General features: G+C 39.2%; 21 protein-coding genes. 8 read left to right on the top strand and 13 right to left on the bottom strand.

Annotated features, from left to right (window positions below; all coding sequences use genetic code 11):
* Nucleotides 1-183 precede the first annotated feature (183 nt).
* Entirely contained in the window at nucleotides 184-717 is a 534-nt protein-coding gene (locus ESV24_RS09910; protein ID WP_111816115.1) for a DUF2383 domain-containing protein, read from the bottom strand.
* A gap of 148 nt (nucleotides 718-865) precedes the next feature.
* Between ESV24_RS09910 and ESV24_RS09915 the strand changes: the two genes are divergently transcribed.
* The 3 genes from ESV24_RS09915 to ESV24_RS09925 are packed head-to-tail and all read left to right on the top strand — an operon-like array spanning nucleotide 866 to nucleotide 3405.
* Entirely contained in the window at nucleotides 866-1411 is a 546-nt protein-coding gene (locus ESV24_RS09915) for an RNA polymerase sigma factor (protein WP_111816116.1), read from the top strand.
* Nucleotides 1395-2015 (top strand): hypothetical protein, encoded by a 621-nt coding sequence (locus ESV24_RS09920; protein ID WP_111816117.1) that lies wholly within the window; start codon nucleotides 1395-1397, stop codon nucleotides 2013-2015. The genes ESV24_RS09915 and ESV24_RS09920 overlap by 17 nt, the downstream gene beginning before the upstream one ends.
* Complete coding sequence (locus tag ESV24_RS09925; protein ID WP_111816118.1) at nucleotides 1987-3405, top strand: YggN family protein; 1419 nt, start codon at nucleotides 1987-1989, stop codon at nucleotides 3403-3405. Before ESV24_RS09920 ends, ESV24_RS09925 begins: the two co-directional genes overlap by 29 nt.
* Nucleotides 3406-3542: 137 nt before the next feature.
* Here the strand turns inward: ESV24_RS09925 and ESV24_RS09930 are convergent, their stop codons facing one another.
* The 10 genes from ESV24_RS09930 to ESV24_RS15325 all read right to left on the bottom strand — a co-directional run bounded on the left by ESV24_RS09930 (nucleotide 3543) and on the right by ESV24_RS15325 (nucleotide 14459).
* On the bottom strand, nucleotides 3543-4019 hold the full coding sequence (locus ESV24_RS09930; RefSeq protein WP_111816119.1) for a DUF4199 domain-containing protein: 477 nt from the start codon (nucleotides 4017-4019) through the stop codon (nucleotides 3543-3545).
* A gap of 118 nt (nucleotides 4020-4137) precedes the next feature.
* Nucleotides 4138-4785, bottom strand: a complete 648-nt coding sequence (locus ESV24_RS09935) for a DUF1579 domain-containing protein (RefSeq protein WP_111816120.1) — start codon at nucleotides 4783-4785, stop codon at nucleotides 4138-4140.
* Between the two features lie 141 nt (nucleotides 4786-4926).
* Nucleotides 4927-8286, bottom strand: coding sequence for a preprotein translocase subunit SecA (gene secA, locus ESV24_RS09940; RefSeq protein WP_111816121.1), 3360 nt, complete (start codon nucleotides 8284-8286; stop codon nucleotides 4927-4929).
* A 231-nt stretch (nucleotides 8287-8517) separates the two neighbouring features.
* Complete coding sequence (locus ESV24_RS09945; RefSeq protein ID WP_014782927.1) at nucleotides 8518-8739, bottom strand: DUF2795 domain-containing protein; 222 nt, start codon at nucleotides 8737-8739, stop codon at nucleotides 8518-8520.
* A gap of 262 nt (nucleotides 8740-9001) precedes the next feature.
* Nucleotides 9002-9574 carry a cob(I)yrinic acid a,c-diamide adenosyltransferase gene (locus tag ESV24_RS09950; RefSeq protein WP_111816122.1) on the bottom strand — a complete coding sequence of 191 codons (573 nt, stop codon included), beginning with the start codon at nucleotides 9572-9574 and terminating at the stop codon, nucleotides 9002-9004.
* 164 nt (nucleotides 9575-9738) lie between these two features.
* Nucleotides 9739-9915 (bottom strand): hypothetical protein, encoded by a 177-nt coding sequence (locus ESV24_RS15320; protein WP_160110608.1) that lies wholly within the window; start codon nucleotides 9913-9915, stop codon nucleotides 9739-9741.
* Nucleotides 9916-10066: 151 nt separating this feature from the next.
* Nucleotides 10067-10765: an ABC transporter ATP-binding protein gene (locus tag ESV24_RS09955; RefSeq protein ID WP_111816123.1), complete on the bottom strand. Its 699-nt coding sequence runs from the start codon at nucleotides 10763-10765 to the stop codon at nucleotides 10067-10069.
* A gap of 308 nt (nucleotides 10766-11073) precedes the next feature.
* Nucleotides 11074-11847: an O-methyltransferase gene (locus ESV24_RS09960; protein WP_111816125.1), complete on the bottom strand. Its 774-nt coding sequence runs from the start codon at nucleotides 11845-11847 to the stop codon at nucleotides 11074-11076.
* Nucleotides 11848-11950: 103 nt separating this feature from the next.
* The gene (locus tag ESV24_RS09965) at nucleotides 11951-13819 is read right to left on the bottom strand and encodes an ABC-F family ATP-binding cassette domain-containing protein (RefSeq protein WP_111816126.1); all 1869 of its coding nucleotides are present in this window, start codon (nucleotides 13817-13819) and stop codon (nucleotides 11951-11953) included.
* Nucleotides 13820-14168: 349 nt separating this feature from the next.
* On the bottom strand, nucleotides 14169-14459 hold the full coding sequence (locus ESV24_RS15325) for an annexin Max4 (protein WP_170227881.1): 291 nt from the start codon (nucleotides 14457-14459) through the stop codon (nucleotides 14169-14171).
* Between the two features lie 47 nt (nucleotides 14460-14506).
* Here ESV24_RS15325 and ESV24_RS09975 point away from each other — a divergent pair, with 47 nt between their 5' ends.
* The 4 genes from ESV24_RS09975 (at nucleotide 14507) to ESV24_RS15330 (ending at nucleotide 21662) form a co-directional block, all read left to right on the top strand.
* The gene (locus ESV24_RS09975) at nucleotides 14507-15301 is read left to right on the top strand and encodes a polysaccharide biosynthesis/export family protein (RefSeq protein ID WP_111816128.1); all 795 of its coding nucleotides are present in this window, start codon (nucleotides 14507-14509) and stop codon (nucleotides 15299-15301) included.
* A gap of 6 nt (nucleotides 15302-15307) precedes the next feature.
* Nucleotides 15308-17776, top strand: coding sequence for an exopolysaccharide transport family protein (locus ESV24_RS09980; RefSeq protein ID WP_111816129.1), 2469 nt, complete (start codon nucleotides 15308-15310; stop codon nucleotides 17774-17776).
* 709 nt (nucleotides 17777-18485) lie between these two features.
* Nucleotides 18486-20330 carry an autotransporter outer membrane beta-barrel domain-containing protein gene (locus ESV24_RS09985; RefSeq protein ID WP_111816130.1) on the top strand — a complete coding sequence of 615 codons (1845 nt, stop codon included), beginning with the start codon at nucleotides 18486-18488 and terminating at the stop codon, nucleotides 20328-20330.
* Between the two features lie 1191 nt (nucleotides 20331-21521).
* Nucleotides 21522-21662 (top strand): hypothetical protein, encoded by a 141-nt coding sequence (locus ESV24_RS15330; RefSeq protein WP_160110609.1) that lies wholly within the window; start codon nucleotides 21522-21524, stop codon nucleotides 21660-21662.
* Between the two features lie 773 nt (nucleotides 21663-22435).
* On the opposite strand, the gene ESV24_RS09990 is transcribed toward ESV24_RS15330, so the two are convergent.
* A complete protein-coding gene (locus ESV24_RS09990; RefSeq protein WP_111816131.1) occupies nucleotides 22436-22693 on the bottom strand; it encodes a Txe/YoeB family addiction module toxin in 258 nt (85 codons plus the stop codon).
* Between the two features lies 1 nt (nucleotide 22694).
* Nucleotides 22695-22949, bottom strand: a complete 255-nt coding sequence (locus ESV24_RS09995) for a type II toxin-antitoxin system Phd/YefM family antitoxin (RefSeq protein WP_111816132.1) — start codon at nucleotides 22947-22949, stop codon at nucleotides 22695-22697.
* Nucleotides 22950-24254: 1305 nt separating this feature from the next.
* Between ESV24_RS09995 and ESV24_RS10000 the strand changes: the two genes are divergently transcribed.
* Nucleotides 24255-25094, top strand: a complete 840-nt coding sequence (locus ESV24_RS10000; RefSeq protein ID WP_200829528.1) for an ABC transporter permease — start codon at nucleotides 24255-24257, stop codon at nucleotides 25092-25094.
* Nucleotides 25095-25110: the final 16 nt, after the last annotated feature.

Consider the following 25110-nt stretch of genomic DNA (forward strand, 5'->3'; position numbering starts at 1 on the left):
ATGCGAACCGGATGATTCTCTGGAACAAGATCATCATAACTTGGAGGGAGAAGACTCAGTTGGTTCTGGCTATTGGTCTTCCAAACTACGTTGCTTTTCATAGCATGAAAGTACAAAATTTCACGCTTTTGTCAAAATTATAAAACATAAAAAAGGCTGCCCTTTTTAGACAGCCTCTTTTATTTACATCGCTTTTAAGTTTATCACTTTACCCTTTTCATCCTCTTTACAGGGTTCCTCTTTTGCTTCAGGTGTTTTTTCTTGGATAAATGCACTTTTCTTCGGCTGCTGTGCGGCTTGCTTAATATACCATTCCAATTGATACTTTTGTTTTTCCAAAAGCTCCAGAATGCCATCTGGCAATTCTTTTCGCTCTAGAAGTTCATCATACCTTTTAATATTATTTCGGTCGCGGCTTATACAGGAATTCACAATAGCTTCAGCATCAAAATACTCCAAGGCTTCTTTAATTTGTTGCCAAGTGCGGTCCAGATGTCCTTTCTTGGAATCTTCCTTCAAAGGTTCAATATCCCGTGAGTGCAATTCGTTGGAAATGTCGTGGCTCATGCGGTTTCGCTCTACGGCCATATAATTCAAAAAGCGCTTTAAATCTGTGGTTTGCGCATCTTGAGCAGCGTTGTAATAGAGCTTCTCTGCTTCAAAGCAGGCTACAAGCAGGCGGTTTAATTTTTCAAAGTCAGCGTATTTCTTTTTCATATTCGTGCAATTTTACCAAAGTTAATATAAAAATGGAGCAATTAAAATTCTAATTCTCAAATTTTTCACAAAAAAATTTTATCATATTGCAACATCCTAATTTTTTTTTCGTCCTTTAAGGAGAACAGCAACCAAAAAACAATCAAGTTTGTCCGATTCACTACTTATCGAGCAATGCAAACAAAGCAACCGCAAAGCGCAAATGGCGCTCTATGGAAAATATTGTGAAGGCATGTTTGTCATAGCCCAAAGGTATTTAAAGGACACCGCGGCCGCGGAAGACGCAATGCAGGAAGCCTTTATAAAGGCATTTCAAAAACTGAGCCAATTTAAAGGAGACGTCACTTTTGGGGCTTGGCTTAAAAGGATTTTGATAAATACTTGTCTGGATGGCATAAAAGCCAAAAAGCTGGAATTGCAACCTTTGAATGAAGAAGTTTTTACAATTGTTGACGATGGTGAGGATTGGTCAATATCTGACGAACCCACGGTTTTGGAAGTTTTGGCAGCGATTGAAGAACTACCAGAAAATTACAAACTGACGGTAAAGTTATTTTTACTGGAGGGTTATGATCACCAAGAAATTTCAGAAATACTGCAGATTTCTGAAAATGCTTCGAGAACTTATCTTCATCGAGGAAAAACGAAATTGAAAGAAAAATTAAAACACTTGCGCTATGGGACAGGATATTAAAAAAATGTTTGAGAATTATGAAGCTGAGAAACCCAAACTTCGCGATGGGCACCAAGCACGTTTTGAAGCCAAACTAGACAAAACATTTACAGGAAGTCTTGTTGTGGAAAAAGACAGTTCAATCCCATGGTTGAAGATAGCAGCAGTGGCTGTAGTGTTATTTGCCGTAAGCTTTTTCGGATACCAACAATTGTCTAACTCTAATTCAGTAATTACGGAACATTCAGAAAATGCCATAGTGGAAAACGCTACAGAAAATGTGCAAAGCAACAATGGCCCTAAACTTACATTGGCCGATATTTCACCAGATCTTAAAAAAATAGAGGAGTACTATATGACTGGGATAAATGTGCAATTGGCTTCCTTAAAAATAACAGATAAAAATAGAGATGTGGTAGATGGTTATATGCAGCGGCTTGCCGAACTAGACAAGGAGTACAACTCACTCAATGCCGAATTGGGCAATGTTGGTCCCGCCGAAGCCACTGTTACTGCCCTGATTGATAATTTGAAACTGCGTTTGGATTTGCTGTTCAAACTAAAAAACAAATTAAAAGAACTTAAAAATCAAAACAATGAAGAATTTAAAGCTATTCAAACTTAGTACTGCTATAGTGCTGCTTCTAGTTTCTGTAATTGGCTATTCACAAAAAAAATATGTGGAAAGCTTCAATGTGAACGACAATGTGGAAGTTTTTGTAAATACTTCTTTTACAAATATCATTTTTGAAACCTGGAACAAAAACAAAGTTGAGGTGGAAGCGTTTATAGATGGCGACAAGCTTTCTGAAAATGAAAAGCAGCAGCAAATGAAAAACTGGAAGTTGGAAGTTACTGGTAACAGTAAAAAAGTTGCTATAAGCTCAAACGTCTCAAACCAAGCATTCGCAATGAATGATATGCCCATAATGGATTTTATTGGTCCGTTGATGGAAGATATGGTTATGCCAATGATTCAAAACATAAAGGTGCCGCCTCTTCCCAAGGATTTACTGGAGAATATTGGCAATATTCAATTTGACTATGAAGAATTCCAAAAAGATGAGGAGGGCTATATGAAGAAATTTGAGGCCAAAATGGATAAAAAATTTGGAAAGGACTTTGAAAAGCGCATGGAACAATGGGGCAAAAGCTTTGAAGATTCGTGGGATGAAAAGAGGGCAGATAGTATAGGCGAAGCTTACGGAAAAAAAATGGAGACTTGGGGTGAAAACTTTGGTCAACGCATGGAAGCTTGGGGCGAGGAATATGGAAAAAAAATGGAGGCGTGGGCTAGCCAAATGGAGAAAGATATGGAAAAGGAAGGCGGCAACTATTCAAAAACCGTTACAAAGTCGCCCAAGGGCACAACCATTGTTGTCCAAGGAAACCGTAGTCTTAACTCAGGCGGTAGCAATGCAAAAAAAACAATAATTATTCGTTTGCCGAAAAATGCAAAAACGAATGTAAACATTCGCCATGGCGAGTTAAAAATGGCAGATGCCAATAATGTAAAAGCTAATTTGGACTATACGCCATTCACGGCAAACAGCATCGATGGGGGACAAACCCTCATCAATGCTTCTTATGCACCCGTGATGGTTAATGTTTGGAAGCAAGGGGTTTTAAATGTGAAATTTGTGGACAATTGTAAAATTGAAAACGTTCAAAACATAAATCTGCAAGCTAATTCCAGTGATGTGCGTATAGGAACTATTTCCAACCAAGCCTTTCTTTCGGGTTCGTTCGGTGATTTGCGGATCGATAAAGTTTCTGAAGGTTTTGAAACTTTGGACATTCGTTTAGAAAATACCGATGCGATAGTGAAAGTACCTGCTGGTGCGTTTTCTTTTTATTTCAATGGAAAGAAATCTACTTTAAAATACCCGAAATCGCTTCAACTGAAAGAATCTAAGAGCGCTGATAGGGTTTTGGTGAAGGGGTTTAGCCAGAACAACGCTTCTAATAAAACGATTACTATTAACTCTAATTACAGCAACGTTTCGCTTCAATGATTGCTTCGTTTCTTTTATAGACAAAAAAAACACCTTTCCAAAGAATGAAAAGGAGCATGCATATTTGAAATGTAGCATCCCATTTTTGTAAAGCAATTACCATTGGAAAAATTTTGAATTTACAACAGCTATTTTTTTTATTTCTTCCGAACAAAAATGGCAACAATAGCCGCAGTTACAATTCCAAAACCGAGCGCCCCAAGAACAGACTGCCACAGATAACTGTTTATATTTAAATAGTCATTGGCTTTGTTACGCGTCATTAAATCGTTGGTAACGGAATATTCTGTTACGTTGTTGAAATATTCCGGAGTGATGTAGTTATGTGCAATGAATTGTCCCAATGGTGAAAGCAGTGCCACAAAAACACTGAGAATTACGCCCGAGATAAAACCTTGCAACCAAGTCATTTTACCTCCATAAACTCTTCTTCTTTTCTCTCGCATTTCAAGTAAATACATCAAAATTGCGAATGGGGCTAATAATAGGGTCACCCATTGGTGGGCTGCAATTTGTTCTTCGTGCCAGCTTAAGGTTTTTTCCAGCAGCATCCAGCAGAGTATTGTAATGGTGAATATAAACGCCCATTTAAATTCTATGTATATTTTTTTCATTTTTTTGTTGGTAAAGAGGTTTAATCTAAACGGTTTTAAAGATAACTTTTTTAAATCAAAAAAAATCCCGAAGAATTTGCTTCGGGACTTAAATTTGTTTTAGAAAATATATTGCTTTTTAAGCACGCCTCATGATGATTTCCATAGTTTTATTTTCCTTTCCATCGGCACCAGTTTCAAACATCTCCATCTTCCGGGTATTGTCGTCCACGATGGTATATATTTGACGCGTCTGTTTTTCCTTTCCCGTCATCGGGTCAATCATACTACCGTTCATGGTGGAAGATTTACTTTCCTCATTGTACTTGCCGCGCGCAACCGAAAGACCCGTACCCATATTGTCTATCCAAGTAGAAATGTATTCATCTGTTGCGTTATCATAGGCCAGTGTAGAACGGCCCTCAAATGGCTGGCCCATCATTTCTCCACTAAAATTGCTTACTTGATAGCGACCGCCCATTATCATTTTAATTTCTTCGGTTCCGGTTGCTTTTTGTGGTGGAGTGTCGGGACCCATCCAAAAAGTCATCTCGTCAGTCCATTTTCCTTCCTCGGCGGCCATCCTATTGTGTGCCTCACCGGGGGTCATGTATGCTTCCCATGCTTTTTGCATTGCGACAGAGTCCATGGGTTCTTCCGCCATTTCAGATGCTGTGGCAGTGGTGTCTGCAACAATGGTGGTTTCTTCACTCATTTGTTTTTCTTTTTGTTTACAGGAAAAAAAACAGAGTGAGAATGCGGTAAGAGCAATAAAAATTGTTTTCATAATTAATTGGTTTTAAGGGTTGTTAATGCTAAAATTAGGGAAAAAACTGATACGTTTTACAAATTTTACCTAAAAGAAAAGCCTTGAATTTTCATCGAAAATTCAAGGCTTTTAAGATTTTTAAAATGATTCGTATTTCTATTATTCATCCACAAGAACCCAATCTCCTTTGTCCAAAAGTGGAATGGCTTGTTTAAATTTCAGTTCCTTGTTTTCACCGCTCATCACATTTTTGATTTTCACTTTGTCGTTGCGGTTTATTTTTGGGCGATCGCGTACTATGGTTTCCGTAACCTGTTGGTGTTGCGATTGCGTATTGCCAGCAGCGCGGGATTGTGCAGCTCGCTCGTCCATATTTGGTATTTCGTCTTTCTGCTCGCTAAGGTTTTCTTTTCTTTTAACCTCTCGTGCTTCTTGAATTTGCTGCTGGTTTTCCTGCGGAAGTTCTCCTTTGAAAAGGAAGGAAATAACATCCTTGTTCACTTTCTCTAGCATCGCCTTGAAAAGTTCAAACGCTTCAAACTTATAGATCAATAAAGGATCTTTCTGTTCGTGAACCGCAAGTTGCACAGATTGTTTCAACTCGTCCATTTTGCGAAGGTGTGTTTTCCAAGCATCGTCTATAATGGCTAGAGTAATGTTCTTTTCAAAATCTTTTACCAGTTGCTTTCCTTCGGTTTCGTAAGCTTTTTCAAGATCGGTAGCAACGTTCAAGGTTTTTACGCCGTCGGTGAAAGGAACTAAAATCCGTTTGTATTTATCCTTTTGCGTTTCGTAAACGTTTTTGATAACTGGGAAAGCCATCTCTGCGTTACGCTCCATTTTATTTTGATAGTGAATGTAAGCGGCCTTATAAACTTTTCCTGAAATTTCGCGAGCGTCCATTTTCTCAAATTCCTTTTCAGAAATAGGGGAGCTCAAGGAGAAGAAACGAATCAATTCAAATTCAAAATTCTTGTAATCTTGCGCCATTTTATTGAATTGGGCAATTACTTCGGCCGTATCAAAAATCATATTCGCAATATCCACACGAAGCCTATCGCCAAACAAAGCGTGGTAACGGCGTTTGTAAACTACCTCACGCTGTGCATTCATTACATCATCATACTCAAGCAATCTTTTACGAATCCCGAAGTTGTTCTCCTCTACTTTTTTCTGTGCGCGCTCAATAGATTTTGAAATCATAGAGTGCTGTATAACTTCGCCTTCCTTCAAGCCCATACGGTCCATCATCTTTGCAATACGATCACTTCCGAAGAGACGCATCAAGTTGTCTTCCAAAGAAACATAAAATTGCGAACTTCCCGGATCTCCTTGACGACCACTACGACCGCGCAACTGTCTGTCTACGCGACGTGAATCGTGGCGTTCGGTACCTACAATGGCAAGTCCGCCGGCACCTTTTACTTCATTGCTCAATTTAATATCCGTACCACGACCCGCCATGTTTGTGGCTATGGTTACGATTCCACTCTTTCCTGCTTCGGCAACAATGTCTGCCTCGCGTTTGTGGAGTTTTGCGTTCAATACGTTATGCGGAATGTTTCTGATACTCAACATACGGCTAAGTAATTCTGAAATTTCCACGGAAGTAGTACCGATCAAAACAGGTCTTCCTGCTTGTGAAAGCGCTACAACCTCTTCGCCAACGGCATTGTATTTTTCACGTTTGGTCTTGTAAATTTTATCTTCTCTATCAAAACGTGCAATTGGGCGGTTGGTTGGAATCTCAACTACATCCAGTTTATAGATTTCCCAAAGTTCTCCAGCTTCCGTAACTGCAGTACCCGTCATTCCCGAAAGTTTTTTATACATACGGAAGTAATTTTGAAGTGTAACTGTGGCAAAAGTTTGGGTCATGGCTTCAATTTTCACGTCCTCTTTTGCCTCAATGGCTTGGTGAAGTCCGTCACTGTAGCGGCGTCCGTCCATAATACGGCCGGTTTGCTCATCCACGATCATTACTCTGTTCTCCATCACCACATACTGGTCGTCCTTTTCAAAAAGCGTGTAAGCTTTCAAAAGTTGGTTCATTGTATGGATGCGTTCACTTTTCACAGAGAACTCACGGAAAAGCTCTTCTTTTTCAGCAACTTCCTCTTCTTTGGGAAGTCCTTTTTTCTCTATTTCAGCAATTTCAACACCAATCTCCGGCATTACGAAAAAGTCTGGATCACCAACGCCGGATAGGTAATCTACACCTTTATCGGTAAGTTCTATCTGGTTGTTTTTTTCGTCAATTACGAAATATAACTCTTCATCAATCTTTGGCATTTCGCGATTGTTATCGCTCATGTAATGGTTTTCTGTTTTTTGGAGAATTTGTTTTACTCCTTCTTCAGAAAGATATTTTATCAATGCTTTATTCTTCGGCAGACCGCGAAATACGCGAAGCAGTTGAAAACCGCCTTCTTTTACGTCGCCTTCTTTAATCAGTTTTTTTGCTTCAGCTAAAACCCCTGTCAGATATTTTTTCTGAACTTCTACTATATCGTTAATCTTTGGCTTCAGTTCGTTAAACTCGTGGCGATCGCCTTCGGGAACGGGACCAGAAATAATAAGCGGCGTACGGGCATCATCTATTAAAACCGAATCTACCTCATCTACTATAGCATAGTGGTGCGGGCGCTGTACAAGGTCATCTGGAGAGTGCGCCATATTATCGCGCAGATAGTCAAAACCAAATTCGTTGTTTGTTCCATAAGTAATATCAGACAGATACGCCTTTCTTCGCTCTGCAGAATTTGGACGGTGGTTGTCAATACAATCTACGGTCATTCCGTGAAACTCAAATAATGGTGCCATCCACGCGCTGTCACGTTTTGCAAGATAATCGTTCACGGTAACCAGATGCACTCCGTTTCCGGCCAGGGCGTTAAGGTACATTGGTAGTGTTGCCACCAAGGTTTTACCTTCACCTGTATGCATTTCGGCAACTTTCCCCTCGTGAAGTGCAACCCCGCCTATTAACTGAACGTCGTAATGAACCATATCCCAAGTAATGGGTTTTCCTGCGGCATCCCAGGAGTTCTGCCAAATAGCTTTCTCACCCTCAAGGGTAACGTAACCTTTGTTAGCTGAAATTTCACGGTCAAAAGGGTTGGCGGTAACGGTAAGGGTTTCATTGTTCTTAAATCGCTTTGCGGTTTCTTTCATCACGGCAAAAGCTTCGGGAAGTATTTTGGTAAGGGTCGCTTTTTCAACTTCGTAAAGGTCGTCCTTCAGTTTATCGATCTGGTTGTATGTATCCTCCTTTTTATTGATGTCTTCCTCGTTTTCAGACTCTTTTTCTAGGGCATCAATTTGATCCTGAACCTCTTTTTGGGCATCTTTTATTTCTTTTCTGAAGTATTCAGACTTCGCTCGAAGTTCATCGTTGGAGAGTTTTTCAATCGCTTCTTCGTGCTTCTTTATTTCTTTTACTAGCGGCTGTATTGCGCTAATATCCTTTTTTGATTTATCGCCAACAAAAACTTTTATTACGTTATCTAATATTCCCATGATGTTAATTTATTTTGAAGTGTTGCGGGGCAGCACTGTTTTGTCAATAGTGTTATTTTTCAGAATGTTGCAATTATTCCGGCAAAATATTTTTTTCACCACGAATACACGAATATTATATATACAATTCGTGTATTGTGGTTAAAATTTTTCAATACTTTTTAAATAAAAAAAAGCCTCGTAAAAGAGACTTTTTATATTATTTTTTAAATGTTTCCCAAAATCTTGGGATTAATATTCATCCTCATTCCAAAGATAATCGTCGTCGGTAGGGTAGTCTGCCCAGATCTCTTCAATAGAGTCATAGGAGTCTCCTTCGTCTTCAATTGCCTGAAGGTTTTCCACTACTTCCAGTGGAGCACCGGTCCTGATCGCGTAGTCAATCAATTCGTCTTTGGTTGCGGGCCAGGGTGCATCGCTTAAATAGGATGCTAATTCTAATGTCCAGTACATAGCACTTTAGGTTTTAATTTTCTGCAAAAGTAATTTTTTAGATCAAAAAGTCAAGTAAAATCCGAATTATTTCTGCAATATTTTAAAGAACGTTTTTTTATTATTGATTATCAAGTAGTTATGAGGCTGATTGTTATTAAGTTTTTTGACAGAAATCTTTATACATACAATAATTCTTGAATCTTTCTAAACTTCTAAACTTCTAAACTTCTAAACTTCTAAACTTCTAAACTTCTAAACTTCTAAACTTCTAAACTCCTCATTACAATTTCTTCGGAATCCACTGTGTCTCTTCTGCGTTGGTGTCTTTGGACAACTTTCGTGCCAGCACAAATAGGTAGTCAGATAGTCGGTTTAAATACATCAGTACGCGTTCGTCAATAGGCTCATTTTCATTTAAAAGTGTTGCGCGGCGTTCTGCGCGACGGCATACTGTGCGTGCAATGTGACAATATGACACTGTAGAATTTCCACCTGGTAGAATGAAATGCGTCATTGGTGGCAGGGCATCGTTCATCATATCCATTTCTTTTTCCAAAAGCGTAATATCCTCTTCATCTATTTTTGGAATGTTAAGGCGCTCCTTTCCACTTTTCAAGGTTGCCTTTGCGGGATCTGTCGCCAAAATAGCTCCCAGCGTAAAAAGCCTGTCCTGAATATGAATAAGTATTTCTTTGCTTCGTGGGTCTATATCTTGGGTGCGTATCAATCCGAGATGCGAGTTGAGCTCATCCACCGTTCCATAACTTTCAATGCGGATGTTGTGTTTTGGAACCCGGGTGCCGCCAAAAAGGGCAGTGGTGCCTGTATCGCCTGTTTTGGTATATATCTTCATTATAGGTATGAGGTTTTAGGGATGAGGTATGAGGTTTTCTTCAAAATTACGAATAACTCCTGAAAAATATGGCTCGCAAAGTCGCGAAGTCGCAAAGATTTAAAATATTCTTTTTTTTATTTCTACTGCCTACTGCCTACTGCCTACTGCCTAATGCCTACTGCCTACTGCCCCCTTTCTTTCTCCCTTTCCTTTTTCCGTTCATAATAACTGCTTCGGAAATTTTTTGTTCTGCGCTGGCGCTGATTGGTAGCGTTGCGTTTGTTCCAGATATAAAGGATTGCCAAAAGAATTATGCCGCCAATTATTAAAACGATGGGGTTTGAAAAGTCAAGATTCATGGTTCAAATATAGAATATGAGTGAAGAAATACGAAATGGGAAGTGTGAAATTAATTTTAGGCATTAGGCATTAGGCATTAAGCATTAGGCAATAGGCTTTCTCTTCGGCAAACTCACAATCCCGATAGCGATCGGATACAGACTTACCAATTCACGAATTAACCATTTCCTTCCTCGTGTCGCTCTCCACAATTCCATCACGAAGGCGGATGATGCGATGGGCACATTTTGCCACCTCTTCTTCGTGCGTTACTACAATTACGGTATTTCCCGCTTTGTGGATTTCGTTGAAGAGTCCCATTATTTCTTCCGAAGTTTTGGAATCTAAATTTCCAGTAGGCTCATCGGCCAATATGATGGAGGGTTTGTTTACCAAAGCTCTGCCAACTGCCACGCGTTGGCGTTGTCCACCGGAGAGTTGATTGGGTTTATGGTCCATGCGGTCTGCAAGGCCAACATCTGTCAATACTTGTTTGGCGCGTTCGGTGCGGTCGCTTTTTGAAGCGCCTGCGTAGATCATAGGCAGTGCTACATTCTCTAAAGCGGTGGTGCGTGGCAGTAGGTTAAACGTTTGAAAAACGAAGCCTATTTCTTTATTGCGAATCTCAGCCAATTCATCATCGGTCATATTGCTTACATCGCTTCCGTTTAGCTCGTAGCTGCCAGAAGTGGGCGTGTCCAAACATCCCAAGAGGTTCATCAAAGTAGATTTCCCCGAACCGGAAGGCCCCATTAAAGCAACGTATTCGCCGCGCTCAATGTCTAAATCAATTCCTTTTAAAACTTTTACAATTTCATTCCCTAGCGGAAAATCTCTTGTGATATCTCTGATTTTTATTACTAAGCCCATAGTCCCCCTAAATCCCCCAAAGGGGGACTTTTTTTAAAATTAATATAATTGTTTATATGACGCAAAGGTACGCGGGTTGTTACAAAGAAATAATTTCCAAAGGATAAAAGCACAAATTCCAAATAAACAAATCTCAAATAAACTCCAAATAACAAATTTCAAAAAATCAAATAAAAAGCATATCCCAAATAAATCACATTTGATAAATAATGAAATTCTTAGCGACTTTGCGTCTTGGCGAGAAAAATTGCGCGCAAAGCCGCGAAGACGCAAAGTTTTTATTCCTTCTAAACTCTAAACTCATAGACTCAAATCCGTATCAGAAAATGCTGCTTAGGCTGTTCTTTTCTGAAAAAAACCATTCCCCATTGAAAGGTGTCTATGCTTAAGGTTACGGTTTCGTTTTCAATAATTTTATGCCACGCGGCCGTCATATCCTTGCTCCAATAAATATCGTCAAAAATGATGAGGGAATCGTTGTGGATATTTTTTAAAAGTGAATTGAAATAACCTAATGTCCGTTCGCCATTGTGGTCGCCGTCAATAAAAATCAAGTCGTATTTCTCTGAGGTATTTTCTGAAAGGAACTCTTTAAACGTTTTTTGATGGATTTTAATATTGTGCAAATTGAGTCTTTCAAAATATTGCTGTGCTTTTTTTGAAGTGTTCAGGCAGCCTTCAACGGTATTTACTGCGGCAAATTCATTGGAAACTGAAAGTGCAACCGTTCCCAAGCCCAAGGAAGTGCCAAATTCTAGAATGTTTTCGCTTTCAAAATACTTCGCTAAACGGAAGAGTAGCCTTCGGCGTTTCTTTTTCATTCCTGCATTTTTCACAACTGCGGAAACTTTTCGGGCGTTGCCTTTAAATACGCGCGAGCCTTGGCCAAAATCTTTCATTTCCACCATGGAAGCATCATTCTTTAAGGCTACACGATGCTTTTTTAAAATTTCATATTCGGCGTATTTCGTTTTATCGTTGAAACACTTTGTAACCAAATTGTACACAAATGGCGAGTGAACGCCGTGCTTGTTTTTGGACAGACGAATGAATTTTATGTAGCTTTTTGACTGGTGAATCATCTTAAGGGCTATAGGCTTTAGGCTTTAAGCTTTAAGCTGTAGGCTAAAATACATATTTCATAAATAATTTGCTTAAAGCTTAAAGCTTACGGCCTAAAGCATTTCAACCCATTTTCGATGACAGCTCAAACCAACGCTCGGTTTGTTTTTCAATCTTATCAATAATTTCTTGAAGTTTTATGGATTGTTTGTCTATTTCTTCTCCGTTCCAGTTTTCGGTAGCGAATTTATTTTGAAGTTCCACGCGATTTTTTTCGAGATTCGCTATTTCCTTTTCTAGTTTGTTGTATTCCTTTTGCTCGTTGTAATTTAGTTTTGCTGGGGTTGAATCTTGCTTCCAGTCTTTTTTGGTCTTTGGCGCTGCTTCGCTGGCGTCGCGTTTTTCCTGAATATTACTGTCTTCATAAACTCTAAAATCGGAATAGTTTCCGGGGAAATCTTCTACTTCGGCGTTTCCTCTAAAAACAAATAGGTGATCTACAATTTTATCCATAAAGTAACGGTCGTGGGAAACTACCAAAAGACAGCCGGGAAAGTCTAAAAGGAAACTTTCCAAAACATTTAGGGTTACAATGTCAAGATCATTCGTAGGCTCATCGAGAATCAAAAAGTTAGGGTTTTTGATAAGTACGGTACATAAATAAAGTCGCTTGCGTTCGCCACCACTTAATTTTTCAACAAAATCGTATTGCTTTTTTGGGTCGAAAAGAAAACGTTCCAAAAGCTGGGAGGCTGAAATTTGCCTTCCTTTTTTAAGTGGAATATAATCGCCGTACTCGCGGATTACATCAATCACTTTCTGGCCATCTTTAATGTTGATTCCATCTTGGGTGTAATAACCAAATTGCACAGTTTCGCCAACAATCACCTTTCCTGAATCTGGTTTTAGTGTTCCGGTTAAGATATTCAAAAAGGTAGATTTTCCTGTTCCGTTTTTTCCAATTATCCCAACCCGTTCGCCGCGATTGAAGTTATATTCAAACTTGTCCAGCAGCACTTTGTCGCCAAAAGATTTTGAAATTTTATGCAGCTCCACCACTTTGGTGCCCATGCGTTCCATATTCAGTTCCAGTTGTACTTGGTGGTCGTTTCGGCGTTTGCTGGCACGATCCTTTATTTCGTGAAAATCGTCAATTCGGCTTTTGCTTTTGGTGGTTCGCGCCTTTGGCTGGCGGCGCATCCAGTCAAGTTCTTTTTTGAAAAGCTGTTTTGCTTTCCCGGTTTCGGTGGCTTCGGTTTCTATCCGCGCATCGCGTTTTTCTAGATAATAGCTATAGTTTCCTTTGTAACTGTAAAGAATTCCTTCATCCAATTCCACAATTTCATTACATACGCGTTCCAAAAAATAACGGTCGTGGGTAACCATAAATAGTGTGAAATTTTCCTTGGCGAAAAGATTTTCCAGCCACTCAATCATTTCGAGATCCAAGTGGTTGGTAGGCTCATCCATTATCAGCAAATCTGGGGTAGTGAGCAAAGCGTTGGCCAAAGCCAAACGTTTTTTCTGTCCGCCACTAAGGGTAGAAACCTTTGCGTGCAGATCTTCCATTTTTAGTTTGAAAAGAATCTGCTTGTAGCGCGTTTCGAAATCCCAAGCGTGATGGGCGTCCATGGCGTCAAATGCTTTTTGGTAGGTTTCTGCATCGTCCGGATTTTCTATGGCGTGCTCGTAGGCCTCAATTATTTTCAGGATTGGATTGTCTGAAGAAAAAATAGTCTGTTCCACCGTAAGTGCAGGATTCAAATCTGGTTCCTGCGGCAGATAGGCAATTTTTAGGCCCTTTCGGGAAACAACATTTCCGCTATCGGCTTTATCATTTCCGGCGATTATATTTAGAAGGGAAGTTTTGCCCGTCCCGTTTTTGGCGACGAAACCTATTTTTTGTCCTTCGTTTATTCCGAATGAAATGTTTTCAAACAAAGGCTTCATCCCAAAGGATTTGGATATATTTTCTACTGAAAGGTAGTTCACGGTTTAGATTTTCCGCAAAAGTACTGTAAATGTTTAATGTTTAATTAATAATGAATGATGAATAATTGGTAATGAGTAATGAGTAATGAGTAATTAGTAATGAGTAATGAGTAATGAATAATGAGTAATTTGAATTCTATGGATTCTTTGTATGCTATGGTCACTATTAACGCTATTGTCACCCTGAGTCCTTTGCCAGGCTCAGGATAAACTAAAGTCGAAGGGTTGAACGAGAAGCTAGAGGCTAGAGGCTAGAAGCTTGATGCCAGAAGCTTGATGTCAGAAGCTAGAGGCTAGAAGCTAGATGTCAGAAGCTAGAAGACTGAGGCTAGATGCCAGAAGCTAGATGTCAGAAGCTAGAGGCTAGATGTCTGAGGCCTGCAACCTGCAACCTGCAACCTGCAACCTGAAGCCTGCAACCTGAAACCTGCAACCTGCAACCTGCAACCTGCAACCTGAAACCTGCAACCTGTAACCTGCAACCTGCAACCTGCAACCTGCAACCTGCAACCTGCAACCTGCAACCTGCAACCTGCAACCTGCAACCTGCAACCTGCAACCTGCAACCTGAAACCTGAAACCCGAAGCCAATATTTCTTCTATTTTCAATAAAACCTGCTTTCCCTAAAATAAGTTTCATTATTAAATACGTTACTTTATATTTGTCCATTAACAACCCTATCTTTTATGAAGCTCTCGTATGTATTGCTAATTTTGATTGTTGTGGTATGCGCTACTTCCTGCGTAACCACCAAACAGCTTACTTATTTGCAGGAGAACACGAGTGGCAGCGATACTTTGGCGCTTTTGCGGAAAAGACAGGAACCTTACCGACTTCAGATAAATGATCTTTTGAGTATTAGGGTAAAAGCTTTGGATCAGGAAACTGTGGGGATTTTTAATCCTATTAGTGATGCCAATCCAAATGCAACCGGGGAGGAAAAACTTTACTATGACGGATTTGTGGTGGACGACCACGGCAACATCCGCATCCCGAGCTTGGGTGAAATGAACGTTTTGGGTTATACCGTGGATGAGGTTAGGGAGAGCCTAGAGGAACGTTTGTTAAGAGATTATTTTAAAGCTGAAGCAAATGTTTTTGTAACGGTGAAGTTGGCTGGAATCCGTTACACAATCAATGGCGAAATAGGCAGTCCGGGGTCTAACATAATTTACCGCGACCAAGTAAGCATAATGGAAGCCATTGCCAATAGTGGCGATATTCAACTTACAGGAGATAGGAGCGATGTGATAATTATTCGTCAGTATCCTGCGGGACAGAAGGTGCACCACATAGACCTTACAAAGATTGAGGCGATGAATTCACCTTACTATTACGTAAAACCGAACGATCTTATTTTGATTAATCCCTTACCACAAAAATCATTGGGAACGGGAACCACGGGGCTTCAGTCTTTTACTACTATTGTAACTGTTGCCACGGCATTGGTGACCACTATTTTATTGTTCACCAGATTATAGAAAGCTATGAGCGAGGAATTCGAAATAAACGAAACCAATACTACATTCGATTTTAAAGGTTTTCTTTTTAGGCTTTTGCACCATTGGCCGCTATTTCTGGTTTCCTTGGCAATTGCATTTTCCATAGCATACTATATCAACGTTCGCAAGTTGCCTATTTATCAAATGGATAATTTAGTTTCCATTAAAGACGATCAAAATCCCTTTTTCACCAGCAATACCAGCCTTACCTTTAATTGGGGTGGAACTACCGATAAGGTAAATACAGCCGTTATTTCATTGCAGTCACGTTCTCATAACGAAAAGGTTGTGGAGCGTCTGCAATATTATTTGGATTATCTAAGGGATGGAAAATATCAGCAGGTAAATGCTTATAAACAAACGCCCTTTTTTGTGGAAGCGGATACCGCCAAGCCACAGATGCTGAATAAGCAAATAAAGATTGTTTTTAAGGATTCGGTAAATTTCAATCTGAGCGTTGCTTTTGAGGAGGCAACAAACATAAACCTACAAAATTACGCGACTAAGGAAACGAGCAGCATGTTTGTGGATGCGGGGGAGTTTTCGCAGGATTTCAAAATAGGGGAGCCAATTAAGCTGCCTTTTTTCAGCGGTACATTTATGCCCAACCCAGCCGTAATGTCGAAACCGGGAACGCCCTATTACCTCGTTTTTAGAAACTATGACGGCATCGTTAAAAGATATTTGGGTATGCGTGTAGATCCTGAAAGCAAAGGTTCTTCAGTCTTAAAGATGAGGCTTACGGGGAATAATAAAGCGCAGTTGGTAGATTATTTGAATACTTCAGTAGAGGTGCTCAGCGAAGATATGCTGGAGCGCAAAAACCTCTTTGCTACCAAAACCATAAAATTTATTGACAGTAGCCTTGCCATAAAATCAGCAGAACTTTCTACGGTGGAAGATGAGCTGAATCAATTCAAAAATAAGAATGCCATTTTCGACCTTGAGAGTGAAGGTTCTGAAATAAATAACAAGCTCAATGAATTGGACCTTCGGAAGGAAGCTGCAGGCCGCGAACTTAACTATTACAATACACTGCAGGATTACCTAACAAAACGTTCGGATTATCGCGATGTTCCCGCTCCATCTGTAGCGGGTATTTCAGAAGCAAGTGTTGTGGCGGGGGTTGGAAAAATAGTTACCCTGGCAGAGGAACGCAACAAACTTCAGTATTCCTTTAAGGAAGGAGCGCCCATTTTTAATGATATTGATAGACAGATAGACGCCGTAAAAACGGTTCTGCTTGAAAATATCCGCTCTTCCAAAAGTTTAAAGAATCAAGAGTTAAGCGCTATTAATCGTGATATAGGTCGTTCCGAAAGTGAAATCAGAAAACTTCCGAAGGAACAACAGGACTTGCTAAATATAGAACGTCGCTACAACCTGAGCCAAGGAACCTACAATCTGTTTTTGGCGAAAAGGAGCGAGGCTGGCTTGGTAAAAGCTGCCAATGTAAGCGATGTGATGGTAATAGATTCTGCCAAAGATACCGGCGGCGGACAAATAGGACCCAATACACAGCTTAATTATATGATGGCTGGTCTTCTTGGACTTTTCCTTCCGTTAATATTTGTTTTTATGCGTGTATTTTTTGACACTAAAATCAGCAATGTAAAAGACTTGGAACGCATTACTTCCATTCCGCTATTGGGGATAATAGGAAAGAATCCTTTAGATACTAACCTCGTTGTACTTACCAAACCTAAATCTGCAATTGCAGAAGCGTTTAGGGCACTTCGCTCCAGCTTGCAGTTTATCTATAAAAAGCAGGGGCTGGAAGGTGCTAAAACTGTTTTGGTTACCAGCTCCGTAAGCGGGGAAGGAAAAACTTTCTGTTCCATAAATCTCGCTTCGGTATTCGCTTTAAGCGAAAAGAAAACTATTCTAGTGGGGCTCGACCTTAGAAAGCCCAAAATATTTGGCGATTTCAATATCAATAATGATATAGGGGTGGTGAATTATTTAATTAACGAAGCAGACGTAGATACCGTTATCCAAAAAACCGAAATAGCATATTTAGACGTAATTCCATCCGGCCCCATTCCGCCTAACCCTTCAGAGCTATTAATTAGTGAAAAGCTGGACGAACTTATAACCTCCTTAAAGGAGCGTTACGATTATATAATCCTCGATTCCCCGCCCTTGGGATTGGTTTCAGATTCTTTGGAATTAATTAAACATGTGGATGCCACGCTGTATATGGCGCGCTTCAATTACACCCATAAAAATATGTTCACTTTCGTAAATGAGAAATACAGGACGGGAGAGGTGAAACACATTAGTATTGTATTAAATGATTACGTTGAAAAAACGGGTAGAGGTTATGGCTACGGTTACGGCTATGGCTACGGTTATGGTTACGGTACGTATGGCAACTATGGTAATGGCTACCACGAACACGTAAAGCCACCAACGGTTTTAGGGAGGGTTAGGAAGGTTTTTAGGAGGAAATGAATGTTTTGGGGAGGAACTAAATAACAAATAACAAAACTCAAATAACAAATAACAAATAACAAATAGCAAATAACAAATCCCGAATCCCGAATTAAAGAATTAATCGTCTTGTCCCCCGGCCCCAAAGGGGAGAAAATCGAAAATGTCAATAAATCCCGTCCTACGTCCTGCCGTCATACGTCCTGTTTCCTTTCAGTCCTGTTTCCAAATCCCAATCCCGATAGCTATCGGGACACAAATGAAGTGTGAGCGATGAGCGACGAACGACGAACGACGAGTGATTTCCGATTAAAATACCAAATAACCCCTATTAACCTATTAACTCAGGAAGTCAGGAACCCATCCCGTCTTAAGTGCTACTTCCTGTTTCCCTTAAGCCCTGTTTCCAAATCCCAATCCCGATAGCTATCGGGACACAAATTATCAAATTGACACCCCCTTTTCGGAAGAAATTTTTCAAATTATGACAATTTATAAATGTTAAAGTTTTGAAAGTACTTCCCATGGAGTATTGCAACAAAGTGGTTTCCTACATAAAAAAACCAATTGTCGAAAATTAAAAACATTTTGACGGATATTTTGAACATTTCGCAACAAAATGCCTGCAACGCTAAGTATACCCTACAGAATTTGGATTTTCTGCGCAGGTAGTCTATTATTGTTACGCCCCTTATCATAACAATATCGTTTTACTTTTAAACACTTTTTTATGAAGAATAGTTACTTTTCCCAAATAAAGGCTTTTGGTTTTCTTGCTTTTTTTAGTCTTTTTACTTTTAATGGATTTGCGCAGGTTGGGATTGGGACTACTGCTCCTAATGCCAATGCTTTGCTTGACATAGATGCTACGATAACGCCGGGAGGATTTCTTTTACCTCGAGTGGCGTTAACTGGTACTGCAGATGTCGCGCCATTAAGTGCACATGTTGAGGGTATGACTGTCTACAACACTGCAGCTGTAAGTGATGTTACCCCAGGTTATTATTACAATGATGGTGGCAATTGGGTTCGTATTGGAGGGAGAGGCGATTATTGGAGTACTCTAGGGAGTGCAGGAACTAATGCGGCTAATAACTTTATTGGCACAACAGATAATCAGCCTTTAGCATTTAGAGTAAACAATTCAGAACGAATGGGAATTTTAACTAATGGCAATGTTGGAATAGGAGGTTATTATGGTGATGTAAAATTGAATATTACCGGCGGGACTAACGCTTATGGCGTTTTTAGTACTGTAACTGAAAGTGGTGCGCAGGCAATTTATGCCAGTAGCAATCAGGCCAATGGCTTGGGTGTTATGGCTACAAATTCAAATACAAGTTCCAGTACTGCAATTGTAGGTATTGGAAATAACTCTGGAACATATGCGACAGGTCTTTCCGGAACAGGTATAGCTGGTACTGCTGCCGAAAATGGTTATGGTGTAATGGGCTCGCATTTTAATGGTACTAATGTTAATCGATTTGGTGTTTTAGGTACTCCTTTTTATGGAGTTGGTAGTAATTTTAGTGCAAATAATTATGGATGGATGAATTCTGAAACAGAAGGATTATATACACAAAGGAATAATAATAATTATGCAATTTTAGCTAGTTATGATAATGTATGGGATGAAAATTTTGGAATAATTGCTTCTGCGAATGGAGGCACTTATAATACGGGTTTACTTGTTGCTTCTGGTGAAACGGTGATATCTGCCCATTTAGGAGCCAACAGTAATACAGCCCAATTACCAAGAGGATATAATGGATCCCTATTTTTACAACGAGGTAATGCAACAGGTAGAATTTTTTTCACTGTAGGTAATCAAAATTATTTTGTAAATTCATCTGGTACAGGCGATTATTCAGAATATTTTAAAACAAGTGACAGAACACTTGGGGTGGGTGAGATAGTAGCCATGGATCCAAATAATGCGAGTGGAGTAAGAAGAGCCCGGCCAAGTGATGTATCAAAAACCGTAGGTATTGTTTCCATAGGTGGAACAAGAAATAATGACAATATTGGAGGCACAAGAGGAGATGACCCTAACTATGTCAATATAGGGCTTTTGGGGCAGGTGCCAGTTTTAGTTACTGTAGAAAACGGAAATATCAAACCTGGCGACCCACTAACTATTTCAAAAAAATATAGGGGCAGAGCAGTCAAAGCCACTGAATCCTGCCGCATTATAGGCTATGCGCTTACTCATTTTCCTTATGTTAGCGGAGAACAAAGTTATGAAACTGATATTAATGGCACAGATAAGTTAAAGCTTAGGGATAACCACGTAATGTGCTATGTCAATCCGGTATGGTATGAACCTGCGGATGAAAACTTGGGTGATGGAATCGAAATTATCCCATCCGAAAGCGCCTTTGATATGATCGCCAGAGTAAATTTAGAAGTGGATGCTGAAAATCCAAAAAAGGACTTAATACGCGATAGACCAAAATTTGGTTCAAACAAGCAAGAGATGGTCCTTAAAAATGTCGAAAATTCAAGTGAAGTTAAATTAGAAAAACATCAAGAGGAATTGAATTCAAATGATGAAAATGTTAAAGATAATAACTAAACTATCTAGTTTATTGAAAACTTTACCAATTCACAACACCTTGGAAATAAAACCAAAATAAATAATAGTAATTCCACACGGCTAATTTGTGCTGATAGTAAAACAATAAAAAACCGCTGCATTTCATTATGTAGCGGTTTTGTTCTTTTTAAGGGTTTCCTTCTCATTGACAGTTTGAGTGTTTTTTCTCATAATAAAACTGAGAAATTACAATCTTAGCTGATTTAATGGACTTAAATCCAATGGCAACTAGATTTTGAGAATAGCTGATTATAGAGGTGGTGAAGTGGCACCTTTAACTCAGCAACCTTAAATATTTCTGGTACCAATCCTACAAATTGGGAATTAATAGGAGAAAGCTCAATTACATATTTAAACAATACAGCTAATATTATAAAATCAACCTATTCCGCAGATCCAGCAGATTTAAATGGGGTTATTACTGCCATAACAAGAACTACAGGAACAGCTGGAGCATTTGGTACTTTTATTGCTACCCTTCCTGGTACAATTTTAAATTATGCCAGTGCATCGCCTAGCGGGACTGGTAATTTTTGGGTAAATACGTTTAACCAAGCCCGAGATATTGGGTTGGTTGATAACACAGTTTACTTCTACCAACTTTGGCGAAAAGGTAATATAGAAACACCTGTTGCTAACAATGAAACCTTTAGCTTGATTCCACTGCGCATCGATCAATAAAAGAATTTATTAAAGCGAACTTCAAAAGACAAATTGTATTCTTGCAGCTTTGTTTTTTGAATTGTTATTATTCAAGCGAGCGTTACGAAGAATCTATTCAGTTTACTTCTGAGTAAAATTAGAAAGACTTCAATTAAGATATTTCAAACTAATAAAAAGACTGTTTATTAGGAACAAGTCTCTGAAGACAATATTGTTTGCAGAGGTTTGTTCGTAATAATTAGCTACAATTTTATGCGTTACATATTTTGTAGGAAAAAAGGGCTGTTTTCTTACGTTTTAACGACTTATCTATGGCTTATCTATGGCTTATCTATGGAGTATCTATTTAGATGGTTGGATTTTTGGATTGTTGGATTGTTGGATTGTTGGATTTTTAGATGTGACCCATTGTTGTGACTTCGCTTAATGAGAATCCTAGAATAAGTATACAGTTGCAGTTGGCGGTGGTAGTGGCAGTGAATTGTTAAGTTGAAGTTGAAATCGAAAATGAAATCGAAATCGAAGTTGAAGATGAAGATGAAGATGAAGATGAAGATGAAGATGAAGATGAAGATGAAAAATAAAATGAAAATGAAACCGAGAACCGACAACCGAAAACCCTTCGACTCCGCTCAGGGTACGACTTGAAAAAATTTTGAGTTTGTGTCCCGATAGCTATCGGGATTGTGAATTTGACTCGTCCTAAAATAAGTATACAGTTGCAGTTGGCGGTGGTAGTGAATTGTTAAGTTGAAGGTGAAATCGAAAATGAAATCGAAATCGAAATCGAAGTTGAAGTTGAAAAAGAAATGGAAATCGAAATCGCCAAGTAACCCATCCCGTCCTGTTCCCAAAGCCCATCTCGTCTTCCGTAGCTTTAGCGTAGGGAGAAATCCCACCTCGTCTTCCGTAGCTTTAGCGTAGGGAGAAACTCACAAATAAAATACGAGCGACGAGCGACGAGCGATGAGCGATGAGCGATGAGCGATGAGCGAAGAGGGATTTTCAATCAAAATATCCAATAACTCAGTAACCCAATAACCCATCCCGTCCTAAATACTGATTCCCTTCAGTCTTGGTTCTTGGTTCTCGGTTCCCTTCAATCCTGTTTCCGAATCCCGAATCCCAAATCCCAATCCTGTCACACTGAGCGCAGCCGAAGTGCCAAATCTGTCACACTGAGCGCAGCCGAAGTGCCAAACTCACAAACTCACTCGACCTGACAGCAATACAAGTGTCAGTTCCAATGTTATGAGAAATTCGTTTTGGTGCTTGCGGTAAAATAATTGAAATCCAAATAAAAAAATTAGCTTACAGATCTATTTTTTTAATCCGTAAGCCTAGAATAATAGTGTCAAAAATTAATGAAGAAAAGTGTTGTTTTTTTACCTCAGTTCTTGGTTAGCATCAGTACTTTTTTTTCAGTCATAATGAAATCTGCATTTTGCAATTAAAATTTCTCCTTCGTTATATTGATAAATCAGTCTATGTTCGCTATCAATTCGCCTTGACCAAAATCCAGAGTATTTATGCTTTAAAGGTTCAGGTTTTCCAATTCCGTCGAAAGGGTTTCTTGCTATATCTTTCAGAAGTTCATTTATTTTTTTCAACTTTTTCCTGTCTGTTTTCTGCCAATACAGATAATCCTCCCAAGACTCGTCAACAAATACATATTTCATATTAGTTTTCGATCAAGTCTTTATTGAAAGTTACTCCGTTTTTCAATTTTTCAATTGCAGAATCTAATCTCAATTCATTCTTTCGAGAAGACAATTCGTGATTAGTCGCCATTAGAGAATTGTATTCCTGTAGAGACATAACAACGATTCCAGAATCTTTGCCACGATTTATAATCAGAGTTTCAAAGTTTTTTGTTACTCGATCCAAATAAGTTTTAATATCCTTTCTAAAGTCCGAAACAGTTGTAATTTGCATGATATTGTATTTAATTAAGTACAAATATATGTACAAAATATGATTTACGCAATTTATTTCGTATTGCTGCTAATATGAGTATATACAACAGGTAGATGTTCTATATTTCAAATATAGGGATTAGATTAAAATATTTTTTAAAATATAAAAAAACCCAATAACCCAATAACCCAATAACCTTTCCCGTCTTAAGCCCTACGTCTTACCGTCCTATGTTCCCGATGAAAAATCGGGGCAAGCTCTGTTTCCAAATCCCACCTCGTCTTCCGTAGCTTTAGCGTAGGGAGAAATTCCACCTCGTCTTCCGTAGCTTTAGCGTAAGGAGAAATCCCACCTCGTCTTCCGTAGCTTTAGCGTAGGGAGAAATTCCACCTCGTCTTCCGTAGCTTTAGCGTAGGGAGAAATCCCACCTCGTCTTCCGTAGCTTTAGCGTAGGGAGAAATCCCACCTCGTCTTCCGTAGCTTTAGCGTAGGGAGAAATCCCACCTCGTCTTCCGTAGCTTTAGCGTAGGGAGAAATCCCGAATTAACAAATTAAATGTCTTGACCCCCGCCCCTAAAGGGGAGAAAATCGAAATCGAAATCGAAATCGAAATCGAAATCGAAGTTGAAGTTGAAGATGAAGTTGAAAAAGTAAATGAAAACGAAATTGAAACCGACAACCGAAAACACTTCGACTCCGCTCAGGGACGACTTGAAAAAATTTTGAGTTTGTGTCCCGATAGCTATCGGGATTGTGAATTTGACTCGTCCTAAAATAAGTATACAGTTGCAGTTGGCGGTGGTAGTGGCAGTGAATTGTTAAGTTGAAGGTGAAATCGAAAATGAAATCGAAATCGAAATCGAAATCGAAGTTGAAGATGAAAATGAAACCGAAATCCAAATCGAAATCGAAATCGAAATCGAATATTACGTTTGCGTTTGAATCACTTCCGTCAGCTGGATTGGGTTGGCTTTAGGCTTTAAGCAATAGACATTTGGCATTAGGTATTAAAAATTATTCATTATTCATTCTTTAGTCTTGGTTCTTGGCTCTTGGTTCTTGTTTCGTTAAGGTTTTTATGAAATCGAAATCGAAATCGAAATCGAAATTGAAATTGAAATCGAAATCCAAATCGAAATTGAAATTGAAGTTGAAATTGAAATTGAAATTGAAGATGAAGTTGAAAAAGTAAATGAAAACGAAATTGAAACCGACAACAGAGAACCGACAACAGAGAACTGATAACCGAGAACAGACATCAGTTAAACCAAAATACTTATATTAGCCACTAAGAAAAACAAGCCTCCCCGCATCTACATGGAATTGGAAACCAAAGTCTATCAAAAGGAAAACAACCTGCGCCTTGGCAAGTTACTGAAAGAGAGTCTGGCAGACATTGGTCGGTCTCGGTTTTTGTCTTTTCAATTGGCTAAACGGGATATACAGGCGCAGTATCGTCAAAGTTATTTAGGGATTATTTGGGCGTTTGTTACGCCGCTTGCCACCGCTTTTATTTGGATATTTCTAAACAATTCAGGAACGGTTCGTATTACCGATACTGGCATTCCGTATCCGGTATATGCTTTTTCCGGCACTTTGTTATGGTCTATTATTACCGAATCTATCAATTCGCCTATGGCGAGTACCAATGGTGCGAAGTCTATTTTGTCTAAAATCAACTTTCCAAAGGAGGCATTGGTTATTTCTGGAGTTTACAAGCTATTGTTTAACAGTTCCATAAAAGTAGTGTTACTGTTGGTGTTTATTTTCTTTTATGGCGTGGGTTTTCATTGGAGTCTGTTGCTGTTTCCTATTGCAATTTTAGGAGGTATATTATTTGGCACCACATTGGGGTTGTTTATTACTCCTTTGGGAATGCTGTATAAAGATATAGGTAGATTAATAAGTTTTGGACTGGGTTTTTTGATGTATGTAACGCCCGTTGTTTACGCAATACCGAAAAGCGGAATAATGAAAACCGTTATGGAGCTTAACCCTTTTACACCAATTATATTAACAGCCCGCGATTTGGCCGTGGGTATGCCGCCCGTGCACTTGACTTATTTTTTAATAGTAATCACTTGCTGTGTACCTTTGTTTTTTATTGCTTTGTTGTTTTATAGAATTTCGATTCCTATTTTAGTTGAGCGGATGAGCGCGTAATCAGTTGTCGGTTCTC

Source organism: Aequorivita lipolytica (assembly GCF_007997135.1).
Lineage (GTDB): Bacteria > Bacteroidota > Bacteroidia > Flavobacteriales > Flavobacteriaceae > Aequorivita > Aequorivita lipolytica.

Excerpts from the sequence above, each read along its gene's own strand:
- ESV24_RS09910 (WP_111816115.1), bottom strand. The coding sequence starts at position 717 with ATGAAAAAGAAATACGCTGACTTTGAAAAATTAAACCGCCTGCTTGTA.
- ESV24_RS09920 (WP_111816117.1), top strand. The coding sequence starts at position 1,395 with ATGGGACAGGATATTAAAAAAATGTTTGAGAATTATGAAGCTGAGAAA.
- ESV24_RS09925 (WP_111816118.1), top strand. The coding sequence starts at position 1,987 with ATGAAGAATTTAAAGCTATTCAAACTTAGTACTGCTATAGTGCTGCTT.
- ESV24_RS09930 (WP_111816119.1), bottom strand. The coding sequence starts at position 4,019 with ATGAAAAAAATATACATAGAATTTAAATGGGCGTTTATATTCACCATT.
- ESV24_RS09935 (WP_111816120.1), bottom strand. The coding sequence starts at position 4,785 with ATGAAAACAATTTTTATTGCTCTTACCGCATTCTCACTCTGTTTTTTT.
- secA (WP_111816121.1), bottom strand. The coding sequence starts at position 8,286 with ATGGGAATATTAGATAACGTAATAAAAGTTTTTGTTGGCGATAAATCA.
- ESV24_RS09945 (WP_014782927.1), bottom strand. The coding sequence starts at position 8,739 with ATGTACTGGACATTAGAATTAGCATCCTATTTAAGCGATGCACCCTGG.
- ESV24_RS09950 (WP_111816122.1), bottom strand. The coding sequence starts at position 9,574 with ATGAAGATATATACCAAAACAGGCGATACAGGCACCACTGCCCTTTTT.
- ESV24_RS15320 (WP_160110608.1), bottom strand. The coding sequence starts at position 9,915 with ATGAATCTTGACTTTTCAAACCCCATCGTTTTAATAATTGGCGGCATA.
- ESV24_RS09955 (WP_111816123.1), bottom strand. The coding sequence starts at position 10,765 with ATGGGCTTAGTAATAAAAATCAGAGATATCACAAGAGATTTTCCGCTA.
- ESV24_RS09960 (WP_111816125.1), bottom strand. The coding sequence starts at position 11,847 with ATGATTCACCAGTCAAAAAGCTACATAAAATTCATTCGTCTGTCCAAA.
- ESV24_RS15325 (WP_170227881.1), bottom strand. The coding sequence starts at position 14,459 with ATGAAACTTATTTTAGGGAAAGCAGGTTTTATTGAAAATAGAAGAAAT.
- ESV24_RS09975 (WP_111816128.1), top strand. The coding sequence starts at position 14,507 with ATGAAGCTCTCGTATGTATTGCTAATTTTGATTGTTGTGGTATGCGCT.
- ESV24_RS09980 (WP_111816129.1), top strand. The coding sequence starts at position 15,308 with ATGAGCGAGGAATTCGAAATAAACGAAACCAATACTACATTCGATTTT.
- ESV24_RS09985 (WP_111816130.1), top strand. The coding sequence starts at position 18,486 with ATGAAGAATAGTTACTTTTCCCAAATAAAGGCTTTTGGTTTTCTTGCT.
- ESV24_RS15330 (WP_160110609.1), top strand. The coding sequence starts at position 21,522 with ATGAAATCGAAATCGAAGTTGAAGATGAAGATGAAGATGAAGATGAAG.
- ESV24_RS09990 (WP_111816131.1), bottom strand. The coding sequence starts at position 22,693 with ATGAAATATGTATTTGTTGACGAGTCTTGGGAGGATTATCTGTATTGG.
- ESV24_RS09995 (WP_111816132.1), bottom strand. The coding sequence starts at position 22,949 with ATGCAAATTACAACTGTTTCGGACTTTAGAAAGGATATTAAAACTTAT.